We start from the raw sequence: 12,425 nt of genomic DNA on the forward strand, positions 1-12,425 counted from the left end.
TCATGGGCCATATGGAAATTGCCGCTATTTTACTGACTATCTTATTTATCAGTTTGGCCATGGGACTGTGGGTTTCTTTGGCGTTACTGCTGATGGCGGTCAGTGGTTACTGGCTGATTGATAACAGTCAATGGGGCAACATTACCGCGACCATCAGCTGGGGCTCGATTGCCGATTGGAAGCTCGCCCCGCTACCAATGTTTATCTGGATGGGCGAAATTCTCTTTCGCTCCGGGCTGTCAAAGAACTTATTCGACGGTTTGTCGGTATGGCTCAATCGTATTCCCGGCAAGCTATTTCACGTTAACACCTTAAGCTGTGGTATTTTTGCCGCCGTTTCCGGATCATCTGCTGCGACCGTCGCAACGGTGGGCAACATCACCTTGCCACAGCTCAAACGCTTAGGCTACCGTGAGTCGTTCGCCATTGGTGGCCTAGGCGGCTCTGGCACGCTTGGCCTGCTCATCCCCCCATCAATCATGATGATCATTTATGGGGTGGCAGCAGAAGTTTCAGTATCGAGATTGTTTATGGCCGGCGTCCTTCCCGGGATTTTATTGATTGTCCTGTTTATGGGCTATACCGCAGTATATTGCTGGTTAAACCCCGAGGCCGTACCACAAGAAGCCAGCGAAAACGCGCAAGATAATAAAGTCAAAGCCACCTTAAAACTCCTGCCGGTAGTATTACTGATAATCGCCGTCCTTGGCTCTATCTATACTGGGCTGGCCTCACCTATTGAAGCTTCAGGCTTAGGGGTGCTCGGCGCTTTAGTGCTCACACGTATTGAAGGCAGCTTGGATTTTGCCACTTTTTGTGAAGGCTTGATGGCCGCGGTACGCACCACAGCTATGCTGTTATTTATTATCGTCACCGCGTCTGTATTGACCAACGCGATGGGCTTTATTGGTCTGCCGCGTGCGCTCGCGAATGTCGTTGCTGATATGGATTTATCGCTCGGTATGCTGATCGTCATGCTCACCCTGCTTTTTATTGTCTTAGGATGTTTCTTAGACGGTATTTCAGTGATTTTGCTGACTACAGCAACCATTTTACCGATGGTGCAGGCCGCCGGTATTGATCCACTGTGGTTTGGTATCTATCTGGTGCTGGTGGTTGAAATGTCACAAATCACCCCACCAGTAGGATTTAACTTATTTGTGCTACAAAGCTTAACTGGACGAGACCTTTTACAAATTGCCCGCTACACCCTGCCATTTTTCTTACTTATGATGCTCGCGATTGTGCTACTTTGGTTCTTCCCAGAAATTGCAACGTGGCTACCAACCACAATGACGGAGGCTCAATGACACACTGGTTACTCAACGCTGATGTTGGCGAAGGCTGTGATGACAGCTTGGTGATGCCGTATATTGACTGCGCCAATATAGCCTGCGGTGCGCACGCAGGTGATCAAACCGTGATGCAACAAACCCTTGAGCTGGCTAAAACCCATCAAGTGATGCCTGGTGCACATCCTGGATACCCGGACCGCGAACATTTTGGTCGTCACTCGCTCGATCTGCCGATTGCTGAACTCGAGCGCACACTGACTGAGCAAATCACCACCCTTAGCGAGATGGCGCTCAACATCACCCATCCCCTACACTACGTCAAACCCCATGGTGCACTCAATCATGACATGCTGCAACACGACGAGATTTTCGACACCATCTGTCGTGTGACCTATGCGCTAAGCCCTGATTTAGCGATCATGGTACCAACAAACGCGCGTCAGGATGCCCAACAAGCGATTGCCAAACGACGCGGACTGACGATTTGGTGGGAAGTTTTTGCCGATCGTGCCTATGAGCCAAGCGGCTTACTGCGTCCACGAAAGTATGATGATGCACTTCATGCCACCCCAGCGCGGATACTCTCGCAGCTTGATGAAATTACCAGCCGTGGGCAAATAACCGCTATCGATGGCACCCAATTAGACATTGCTCACGCCAGTACCATTTGTATTCATGGGGATCATGAACCCTCTGTTCAAGCGATCGCGCAGTGGCACAACTAACTTGGCGACGCGCCAACGAGTGCGCGCTCTTACTCTATTTACCTGAGCCTGTCACACCAACGTATCCGCTGATCTGTCGTGCCTTGCTTGAGCATTGCCGCGAGCAATACAGCGCTTCTTTGCGTGATGTCGTTCCGGCGTATCGCAGCTTGTTATTGGTCTTTGATAACCCCATCAGCGATCATGAGGGAAAGCAGATTTGCCATGCAGCGCAACAGTTTTTACACAGCCACGACCCACAAGATACCCCCCCAGAGATTACCCGTCACACCATCGAAGTATGCTATGACGAATCTTTAGCCCCTGATTTAGCAACACTTGCACAAACCCACGACTTAAGCACCGATCAAGTTATCGCCAAGCATAGTGCGCAAAGCTACCAAGTATGCTGCCTAGGGTTTATTCCCGGATTTGCCTTTCTTGGTTATGTCGATGAAGCGATAGCCACCCCAAGACACCAAAACCCACGCGCAAAGGTTGCTGCCGGTAGCGTGGGGATTGCCGGCCGTCAAACCGGTATTTACCCTGCAGACTCACCTGGTGGCTGGCAAATCATTGGCCGCTGCCCAGAGCTGCTCTACGATCCGCAGCAGGAGCTATATTCACGCTTTGCTATTGGTGATGAAGTACGCTTCCAGCCAATCAGTATCGATGAATTTCACGCGTGGCAGGACAACGAGGCTAGCGCTTCATGAATCCAAATCAAGCACAACCTATCTTGCGCGTGATTCGAGCAGCCCCGCTTACCCAGCTTCAAGATGGTGGTCGTTTTGGTGCGCTGCATTTAGGCTTTAGCCATAGCGGCCCGATGGACAGTCGCGCCTTTACCCATAATTACCAACTGCTTGATGATAATGAACACGCCGCGCAAGTTGAAATCGCTCTAGGCGGATTGATGCTTGAGGTGTTAGCTGACTGTACCATTGCCATCAGTGGCGCGTATATGAAGCCTACGCTCGATAACAAACCTTTAACCAATTATTGCGCCCATAATCTCAAGCAAGGCCAACGGCTACAGTTCGCCTTTGCTAAGTACGGTATCTACGCTTATTTAGCGGTTAAAGGTGGCTTTGCTGGTAAAGCTTTTCTAGAGAGTTATGCCACCACCGATCGCTTAGGGATTAGCGCACAAACCATTGGTGACGGCAGCATTCTATCTGCTCAAGCAATAACGCAAATCAGTGAACCCCGCGGGGTATCGCGTGGGAATATTGATACCCTACAACAGCACACACTCGATGTTATCCCAGCCTACCAGTACGACAATTTTAGTCTGGAGATGCACGAACTTTTTACTGCGCAAGATTATCAAATACAGGCCGGAGACCGTATGGGGACGCGCTTACGAGCTGAAGAAGCGTTATCTTTTACCGGCGGTGAACTACTCTCAGAAGGTCTACTGCCTGGCGCAATCCAGATCACCAATGAAGGACAACCGATTGTGTTACAACAAGACGCGCAATCGCTCGGTGGCTACCCTAAAATTGGCGCGCTTAGCGAGAGCAGTCGCTGTGCATTAGCGCAAAGCAAGCCCGGCGACACGGTTCGTTTTCGCTTTCTAAGCTAAGCATATGAAAAGTGCGGTGGTTTAACGCCACCGCACCATTCAAGATTAACCAATCGATTGATCAATCGTTATCTTGTGGATCAAGCTCCGGTAATTTACGACGTAAGATCTTACCCACATTGGATTTTGGTAGCTCGTCACAGAACTGATAAAACTTCGGACGTTTATAGCCGGTTAAATTTTCCTTGGCAAATTTACGTAATTCTTCTTCGCTGACTTTCTTGCCTTTTTTCAAGACGATATAAGCCTTAACCACCTCACCAGATTCTTCTGATGGTACGCCAATACAACCGACTTCAAGCACTGCCGGATGCTCCATAATCACGCCTTCCACTTCTGTTGGATAGACGTTAAAGCCAGAAACCAGAATCATATCTTTCTTACGGTCAACAATCTTGAAGAAGCCGGTTTCATCCATCTGCGCCATATCGCCAGTTTTAAACCAGCCTTCTTCGGTAATCGCCGTTTTGTTTTCTTCTGGCTGATTCCAATACCCTTTCATCACTTGTGGTCCACGCACCCACATTTCACCTGGTGTATCAACGCCGACCACTTCACCATCTTCATCACACAGCATCACTTCGGTTGACGGCATCGGATAGCCAATACCATTCGTAAACCCATCGGCGTAAAGCCAGTTCACACAAACAATGGGGGAGGTTTCAGTGAGGCCGTAACCTTCAATAATCACATTACCGGTCACCGCCTGCCATTCTTCAGAAACCACTTTTTCCAGTGGCATCCCGCCAGAAATCACAAATTTTAAATCTGAGAAATCCAAGCGATCAAAACCATCCGTATTGAGTAGCCCTTTAAATAGGGTATTCACCCCAGTGGTCACCGCTGGTGGATATTTGGCCAAGAGTTTAACAAACGATTTCATGTCTCTTGGATTGGTCACTAGCACGCTGTGCATCCCTTTACTCGGGAACAATAAGCAATTGACTGTACAGCAGAAAATATGATAAAGCGGCAATGCGGTAATCATAATCAAGCCAGATTCTTTTACTTCCTCGCCGACCCATAAATTCACTTGCTCAACGTTGGCGAGAATATTTTTATGGGTGAGCATTGCCCCCTTGGCAACACCCGTCGTTCCACCGGTATATTGCAGCATCGCCACGTCATCAAGCGTCATTTCGACGCGTTTTAATTCAAGCGATTTACCCTTACTGACCACGTCGCTATAGTTCAGCGCACCGGCTAAATAATAATTAGGGACTAATTTTTTAATGTAGCGAATCGCAAAATTCAGCGCCATGCCTTTGAAAAAACCGAGTTCATCGCCAAATTTGGTAACGATAATATCTTCGATTTCTGGTAACTGATTGCGCGCATCGGCTAAAGTGTGGGCGAAGTTCTCAGCGATCACTATCCCTTTAACTTGCGCATCATGCAGTTGATGCTCTAATTCACGTGCAGTATAGAGTGGATTCACATTCACTACCACCAAACCCGCTAACTGGCAGCCATAAAAGCACACCGGATATTGCAATAAATTCGGCATCATTAAGGCAATACGATCGCCCTTCTTATAGCCTAACTCGTGCTGCAAGTAAGCGGCAAACGCATGGGCTCGCTCGCTCACCTGACGAAAAGTCAGTGTAGTGCCAAAGTTGGTATAACTTGGTTCATCCGCATATTCGACAAATACTGCTTGTAAGTAGTCAGCAAGATTTTGATGATGAAATGATTCGATTTCAGCGGGACGCCCTGGTGGATAATGCTCTAGCCATGGTCTGTCTAAAGAGGTCAAGCTTACTTCACTCATGCGTGTTCCTTTTATTTCAGTGTATCTTGTCGCCGATGCTTATCAAGCACCAACCTATTCGTTAGTCTGTTTTGCGAGTAAAAAAGATATTATCTATATCTTAGCAAACGATTGTAAGACGAATTCAACTTCAAATAAAGCCCAACTTTAGTATCATGAACTGTTTTTAGAAGTCAGTGCCCCTTAAAAGAAGTATTTTATGATTAACGAACAACAATTCAAACAAACGATGGCGCTTTTCGCCAGCGGTGTGACAGTGATTACCTGGCATGAAGGAAATCAAACTCAAGGCATTACGGTGAGTTCCTTCGCTTCGCTGTCGCTGAACCCACCTTTGGTTTTATTTTGTATTGATCACAACGCCTATATTTTTCCTGAAATCAGCATGCAAAACCATGTCGGCTTGAGCATTCTCTCTGCCGAACAAACCGACATCGCCTATCGCTTTGCCGGCCCGGACCGCACTAATTTAGAGTCCATCATTCATCAGCGTAACGAACAATCGTGTCCGATGATTGAACACGCCCAGGCAACAATGCTGCTTAAAATCCGCGAACAAATCGCCCAAGGCGATCATGATATTTTTATCGCAGAAGTCATCAGTAGCGAAGTCGATACTTCACGCCAACCGCTGCTTTATTACAATGGACGGATCAGCGATAACGCGGCCTTATAAGCATGCTCGATTTTCTTGCCCATATTGAATCCGCCAACAATGCGCGTTTAGATGATTATGCGCCTTTTGTGATTGACGGCTGCGCGGTTGGCTTAATACATCACACCAATGTCGTTCGGCTTAATGAGCAAGGCTTAGCGCTTGATGTGCAAGAAAACGCTTACCACTGGGACTATGATGGAGATTGTCAAACGCGTAGCGCCTATTTAAACGACATCATTCTCTCGCTAGCCACAGAAGGTTTTGTTCCCGGTTGGCGAGGCGAACAGTATGCACTGAGTCGTGATTTTTACGCCCCACCTAAAGCGTTGATCGAGCGCGCTTCGATGCCTATTTTTGGCGCCTGTGGCTATGGCGTGCATGTAAACGGACTCACCAAAAAACAGGGCAAAACCCACCTATGGATCGCTAAACGCGCTGATGACAAACCCACCGACCCGGGCAAACTCGATCAAATTGCCGCTGGGGGCATCCCGCATGGCATCGATGTATTTGCCAATATGCAAAAAGAGTGCGACGAAGAGGCGTCCATCCCTCTATCACTTAGCGAAACCGCGACTGCGGTGAGTATGAGTAGCTATTTTTATGCGGTAGAAAATGGCATCCGCGCGGATCAACTCTTCAATTACGACCTCTGGTTACCAGAAAGCTTCATCCCGCATAACCAAGATGGCGAAGTGGCTTCTTTTGACTGTTTGCCGCTTGAAGAGGTGATGGAACTAGTCTCACGCACCGATCAGTTCAAATTTAACGCCAATATTGTACTCATTGATCTCTTTATCCGTCATGGCCTGATCACCCCCGAGCACCAACAATACGAACAAATTTGCGCACAACTCAACCATCGTGAAGCAATACTTTGTGCGCGTTTTCCTGTGTTTACGAAAAAATAGCATTTTTTTTTAACAAAAAGCTTGCATCATCATCTAGAGCATTTATAATGTGCGCCTTCCAACACAGATGGGTTGTTAGCTCAGTGGTAGAGCAGTTGGCTTTTAACCAATTGGTCGAAGGTTCGAATCCTTCACAACCCACCATCTCCCTCTTCTTATCCAAACCAAGTAGCCTGATTCATTATTTGCACATTTAGCCTTGGCTTTTAACCCTTGATCAATATGGGCTCGAAGGTTCGAATCCTTCACAACCCACCATCTCCCCCTTCTTATCTAAACCAAGTAGCCTGATTCATTATTTGCGCATTTAGCCTTGGCTTTTAACCCTTGATCAATATGGGCTCGAAGGTTCGAATCCTTCACAACCCACCATCTTCCCCCTCTTATCCAAACCAAGTAGCCTGATTCATTATTTGCGCATTTAGCCTTGGCTTTTAACCCTTGATCAATATGGGCTCGAAGGTTCGAATCCTTCACAACCCACCATCTTCCCCCTCTTATCCAAACCAAGTAGCCTGATTCATTATTTGCACATTTAGCCTTGGCTTTTAATAATTTCCCAACTTCTACCTGGCTTTCGGACAAAACCTGTTTTAAAGCGCTTACATTAATCCCTATTTAAGAACGCTCAAGAATTCCCTTAAGCGATCCGCTTTGTGTCGTTTATATGCTAAAATTGAGCGGTTTTTTAACTGTGGAATTCTCCTTATGCCTCATCGTCTGTTTATCGCTAAACGTCCAGCCTTTCAGCGACAAGCTGCACACCTTGAACGCCTCAAAGAGCAGCTCAATATCCCGAGTTTATTGTCTTGGCAAAGTGTGGCGATTTACGATATCCATCATTGTCCTGAGGCGTTATTAGAGCGCGCACAGTCAAAGGTATTTGCTGATCCAGTCAGCGATGAAGTATTAGATAAATTACCAGAAAGCGACTTTACGCTGGTTGTTGAACCTCTGCCAGGACAGTTTGATCAACGCGCTGATTCGGCAGAACAATGCCTGCGTCTGATTGATTCAGACTTCGCAGACACCGTTGTCACCAGCGCTGTGGCTTATTTATTTACTGGCGCCCTTAATGACGATGAGCGCGAGCGGTTACGCAACCATTTCATCAACCCGATTGAGAGCCGCGAAAAAGATTTATCGGTTTGGGAGTTACCTGAACCACATGAACCTGCGCCTGTGCCTCGCTATGAAGACTTTAACGCCCTAGACGATACCGCATTACTCGCTTGGCATGAAGCACACGGCCTCGCAATGACTCCAGCCGATCTTGCCTTAGTACAAGACTATTTCCGTGAACAAGGTCGAGCGCCAAGTGAAACAGAAATCCGCGTACTCGATACCTATTGGTCGGATCACTGCCGCCACACAACCTTCACCACACGGATTGAATCACTCGAGTTCCCTGCAGGTGATTTTGGCAATCACCTGCGCCAGGAATGGTCACGCTACCAGGATCAACGCCAACACGTTTATGGCACAAAGGCAGAATCTCGAGGCGATAGCCTGATGGATTTAGCCACCATTGATGCGAAATATTTACGCCAGCTTGGCAAAATCGATGACGTTGAATTTTCTGCTGAAGTGAACGCCTGTTCGGTCTTTGTTGACGTTGATGAAGATGGTCAGCAAAGCAAGTGGCTATTGCAGTTTAAAAACGAAACCCATAACCACCCGACCGAAATTGAACCCTATGGTGGTGCGGCAACCTGTATTGGTGGGGCCATTCGTGATCCACTTTCAGGTCGTGCTTTTGTCTATCAAGCATTGCGCCTATCCGGCAGCGCTGACCCACGTGAGCCGATTGGTAAAACCTTACCCGGAAAATTACCACAAAGTGTGATCGCTGAAGGATCAGCCGCAGGTGCCTCATCGTATGGTAACCAGATTGGTCTGGCTACCGGACAAGTGGTCGAGCTTTACCATCCTGGTTATAAAGCCAAACATATGGAGGTCGGCGCGGTGGTGGCCGCAACTCCAGCCGATCATGTGGTTCGTGAAGAACCCCAAGCCGGTGATGTTGTGCTATTACTAGGTGGCGCAACCGGCCGTGATGGTTGTGGTGGTGCCACTGGTTCATCACGCGCACAACATGGTGAATCCCTCAGCGAAAGTGCCGCGGAAGTACAAAAAGGCAACCCACCTGAAGAACGCAAATTACAGCGCCTATTCCGCAAAAAAGCTTTCGCCCGTCATATCAAACGCTGTAATGATTTTGGCGCTGGTGGTGTTGCCGTAGCCATTGGTGAGCTTGCCGATGGACTCTCAATCGATCTAGACCAATTACCGGTAAAATACCAAGGCCTGTCAGGCACAGAATTAGCGATCTCTGAATCGCAAGAGCGAATGGCAGTAGTTGTTAACCCGCAACACGTGGCAACGATGCAAGCGCTAGCGGCCGAAGAAAACCTAACTGCTACCCATATTGCCGATATTACCGACGATGACACCTTGACCATGCGCTGGCGTGGTGAAGTGATTGTATCGCTGAAGCGTGCCTTTTTAGATACCGCTGGTGCTGATTTGAGCCAAAGCGTCGTACGTCTGCCGGATATCAATCAAAATGAATCGCCACTCGCGAGTGATCAGTCAGATAATGATTGGTCAGAGACCCTTAAAACGCAGCTTGCGAGCCTTGAATTTGCCGATCAACGCGGTCTTGGCGATCGTTTTGATCATAGCGTCGGTGCAGCAGGCGTATTATTACCTTATGGCGGTTATAGCCAACGCACCCCGGCTGAAGCTTCAGTGTATATGTTACCCACTGAGGGACAAACCCATACCGCCTCTATCCTTGCCTACGGATTTAATCCCAACCTGAGCGCATGGAGCCCGTATCATGGTGGCGTTTACGCGGTTATTGAAGCAACCGCACGTTTGGTGGCTTGTGGTGGAGATGCGAACAAGGCGCACTTTTCTTTACAAGAATATTTCCGTCGCTTAGGCGATAACCCAGAATATTGGGGACTGCCATATGCGGCCTTATTAGGCGCACACTACGCCCTATCGCGCTTGGAACGCGCAGCAATTGGCGGCAAAGACTCGATGAGCGGCAGCTTTAATGATTTGCATGTCCCACCAACATTAATCGCTTTTGCTGTGAGCACAGTAGACACACGCCAGGTGATTAGCCCCGAATTTAAAGCAGCCGGCCACCAACTCTATTGGTTACGTTGTCCACAAAATGCGCTAGGCCTCCCAGATATGGATGCGTTTATCGCCAATAATCAATTTATTCATGAAGCGATCAATGAAGGACTGATCCAAAGCATTCGTAGCGTGCGCCATGGTGGCATCATGCAAGCACTTTATGAGAGTGCATTGGGCAACCGTATTGGCGTTGAAATTGAACAACTCGATGATTTATTTGGCCCAGAATACGGCGGTTATTTAATTAGTGCTGAAGGCGGATTAGGTATTGCGCCGAACCTCTTTAATATTGGTTATACGGTTGACGAAGCAACGCTCTCGATTAACGGGGTGAGCGAAGACATTGATACGCTGCATGAAATCGCAGAAAATGTGCTTGAATCGGTTTACCCACTCAACCCAAGCCAACCAACACGTAGTGGCCCTGTAGCGCTCGCAAGCGCCGAGCAATCGATTAACCATCAGGCACCACACACTGCTAAACCGCGTGTATGTTTACCGGTATTCCCAGGGATTAACAGCGAACTCGACACTGCGCGCGCTTTCCAACGCGCCGGGGGCATTGTCGAAGAAACACTTATCTGCAACCGTAACCGCAGCGATATTGAGCACTCACTCACCGCACTGGTCGATAACCTCAATAACAGCCAGATTATGGCACTTAGCGGTGGATTTAGCGCCGGTGACGAGCCTGATGGTTCAGGTAAATTTATTGTCGCTGTTCTATCAAACCCCCAAATTGCGGATGCTGTTGCGGCATTTTTAGAGCGTGGCGGGCTAATTTTAGGGATTTGTAACGGCTTTCAGGCGCTGATTAAATCTGGCTTATTGCCACACGGCATCATTCGTACCCCTGAACCTGGCGATCCGACGCTAACGCACAACCTGATTGATCGTCATATTGCCCGAGTCGCGAGCACAGTGGTTGCAAACAACCATAGTCCGTGGCTGGCTGATTTTAAGGTTGGCGAGATTCATGATGTCGCATTTTCCCATGGTGAAGGCCGCTTTGTTGCTAATGATCAGGTTATTTTGCAATTAGTGCGCAATGGGCAAATTGCCACCCAATACGCCCATCCGTTTACCGGTGAACCATCATTAGAGCCTAGATACAACCCTAATGGCTCCGACTATGCAGTTGAAGGCATCACCAGCCCATGTGGGCAAATTTACGGCAAAATGGGCCATAGCGAGCGTCATCAGTTGCATGGACAGCAGAACTATCCTGACTTCAGAGCGCAAGATATTTTCCGCGCCGGTATTCGTGCGTTTTAACCTAGGACGACAGATCATGCGCACACACCTTGACAATTCACATAAAGACGTAGATAAGATACGCGCCCTATTGATGACAATTTTCTATGGACTGAACGAATGATACCATTTTCTGTTATTGCCATTATCATTGGCCTATTGGCGCTCATTTGGAGCGCCGATTACTTTATAGACGGCGCTGCTGGTTTAGCCAGACAATATGGTATGCCGCCACTGCTGGTTGGTATGGTGATCATTGGTTTTGGCACCTCAGCACCAGAAATGGTCGTCTCAGCGTTTGCCGCCTGGCAAGGGACCCCAGGGCTGGCCCTAGGTAACGCCTACGGCTCTAATATCGCCAATATTGGCTTGATTATTGGCGTCACCGCGCTGCTTATGCCGATTGCCGTACATTCACAGGTATTGAAAAAAGAATTCCCTATCCTACTAGCGGTCACAGGACTTGCCGCGTGGCAGGTATCAGATGCCAGCATCACACGCTTAGAAGCTTGGGGGTTGCTTGCGGTATTTTTTGCCTTAATGGCTTGGACCATCTATCAAGGCATGCGCCACCCCAACGATTATGATCGTGATGATTCACCAAAGCTGCCTGTTCGGCGCGCGTGGATGATGACGGTTGTTGGCTTGCTCGTTCTAATGGCTGCCTCGCGAGGCATGGTTTGGGGTGCTGCAAATATCGCCAGCCACTTTGGCGTCGATGATTTACTGATTGGCCTAACCGTTTTTGCCGTCGGCACTTCGCTCCCTGAGCTTGCTTCCACCCTCACCGCGGTGCGTAAAAATCAGCCGGATATCGCCATCGGCAACATCATTGGTTCCAATTTATTTAACACCCTCGCCGTGGTTGGTATCGCCGGGATTATCCATCCAATGGACGTCTCACCGGCCATTTTTACCCGAGATATGCCGGTGATGGCGGCGATGACGGTTATTTTAATGCTGATGGGCTTACAGCTCTCACGCCGTCGCGGCGGTCGTATCAATCGAGTCGAAGGTGCACTGTTGCTTTGTGCATTTATCGCCTACAATGCCTATCTCATCCACACCATCTTGCCTGCTTCAATTTAAGG

At 48.5% G+C, this 12,425-nt stretch carries 9 protein-coding genes and 1 tRNA gene; 9 read left to right on the plus strand and 1 reads right to left on the minus strand.

The window, feature by feature from the left end:
* Positions 1-2: 2 nt before the first annotated feature.
* From L0B52_RS02200 to L0B52_RS02215, 4 genes are read left to right on the plus strand one after another with little or no spacing between them, the layout of a single operon-like run.
* On the plus strand, positions 3-1,310 hold the full coding sequence (locus L0B52_RS02200; protein ID WP_235064907.1) for a TRAP transporter large permease: 1,308 nt from the start codon (positions 3-5) through the stop codon (positions 1,308-1,310).
* Positions 1,307-2,020, plus strand: coding sequence for a 5-oxoprolinase subunit PxpA (locus L0B52_RS02205; protein WP_235064908.1), 714 nt, complete (start codon positions 1,307-1,309; stop codon positions 2,018-2,020). The genes L0B52_RS02200 and L0B52_RS02205 overlap by 4 nt, the downstream gene beginning before the upstream one ends.
* Positions 2,008-2,715 (plus strand): allophanate hydrolase subunit 1, encoded by a 708-nt coding sequence (locus tag L0B52_RS02210; protein ID WP_235064909.1) that lies wholly within the window; start codon positions 2,008-2,010, stop codon positions 2,713-2,715. Before L0B52_RS02205 ends, L0B52_RS02210 begins: the two co-directional genes overlap by 13 nt.
* A complete protein-coding gene (locus L0B52_RS02215; protein ID WP_235064910.1) occupies positions 2,712-3,587 on the plus strand; it encodes a biotin-dependent carboxyltransferase family protein in 876 nt (291 codons plus the stop codon). The genes L0B52_RS02210 and L0B52_RS02215 overlap by 4 nt, the downstream gene beginning before the upstream one ends.
* Before the next feature lie 61 nt (positions 3,588-3,648).
* Here L0B52_RS02215 and L0B52_RS02220 read toward each other — a convergent pair whose 3' ends face one another.
* Positions 3,649-5,358: an AMP-binding protein gene (locus tag L0B52_RS02220; protein ID WP_235064911.1), complete on the minus strand. Its 1,710-nt coding sequence runs from the start codon at positions 5,356-5,358 to the stop codon at positions 3,649-3,651.
* 199 nt (positions 5,359-5,557) lie between these two features.
* Between L0B52_RS02220 and L0B52_RS02225 the strand changes: the two genes are divergently transcribed.
* The 5 genes from L0B52_RS02225 to L0B52_RS02245 all read left to right on the plus strand — a co-directional run bounded on the left by L0B52_RS02225 (position 5,558) and on the right by L0B52_RS02245 (position 12,423).
* Positions 5,558-6,034, plus strand: a complete 477-nt coding sequence (locus L0B52_RS02225; RefSeq protein ID WP_235064912.1) for a flavin reductase family protein — start codon at positions 5,558-5,560, stop codon at positions 6,032-6,034.
* Between the two features lie 2 nt (positions 6,035-6,036).
* Positions 6,037-6,927, plus strand: a complete 891-nt coding sequence (locus L0B52_RS02230; RefSeq protein ID WP_235064913.1) for an NUDIX hydrolase family protein — start codon at positions 6,037-6,039, stop codon at positions 6,925-6,927.
* 69 nt (positions 6,928-6,996) lie between these two features.
* Positions 6,997-7,071: transfer RNA gene (locus L0B52_RS02235), tRNA-Lys, on the plus strand.
* 564 nt (positions 7,072-7,635) lie between these two features.
* Positions 7,636-11,355 (plus strand): phosphoribosylformylglycinamidine synthase, encoded by a 3,720-nt coding sequence (locus L0B52_RS02240; protein WP_235064914.1) that lies wholly within the window; start codon positions 7,636-7,638, stop codon positions 11,353-11,355.
* Positions 11,356-11,457: 102 nt separating this feature from the next.
* A complete protein-coding gene (locus L0B52_RS02245) occupies positions 11,458-12,423 on the plus strand; it encodes a calcium/sodium antiporter (protein ID WP_409202308.1) in 966 nt (321 codons plus the stop codon).
* The last annotated feature ends 2 nt before the right edge of the window (positions 12,424-12,425 follow it).

The organism is Suttonella sp. R2A3 (assembly GCF_021513215.1).
Lineage (GTDB): Bacteria > Pseudomonadota > Gammaproteobacteria > Cardiobacteriales > Cardiobacteriaceae > JAHUUI01.

Bases quoted from the DNA above. Each gene is read 5' to 3' on its own strand.
- L0B52_RS02200 (WP_235064907.1), top strand. From the start codon at position 3: ATGGGCCATATGGAAATTGCCGCTATTTTACTGACTATCTTATTTATC.
- L0B52_RS02230 (WP_235064913.1), top strand. From the start codon at position 6,037: ATGCTCGATTTTCTTGCCCATATTGAATCCGCCAACAATGCGCGTTTA.
- L0B52_RS02205 (WP_235064908.1), top strand. From the start codon at position 1,307: ATGACACACTGGTTACTCAACGCTGATGTTGGCGAAGGCTGTGATGAC.
- L0B52_RS02215 (WP_235064910.1), top strand. From the start codon at position 2,712: ATGAATCCAAATCAAGCACAACCTATCTTGCGCGTGATTCGAGCAGCC.
- L0B52_RS02220 (WP_235064911.1), bottom strand. From the start codon at position 5,358: ATGAGTGAAGTAAGCTTGACCTCTTTAGACAGACCATGGCTAGAGCAT.
- L0B52_RS02225 (WP_235064912.1), top strand. From the start codon at position 5,558: ATGATTAACGAACAACAATTCAAACAAACGATGGCGCTTTTCGCCAGC.
- L0B52_RS02240 (WP_235064914.1), top strand. From the start codon at position 7,636: ATGCCTCATCGTCTGTTTATCGCTAAACGTCCAGCCTTTCAGCGACAA.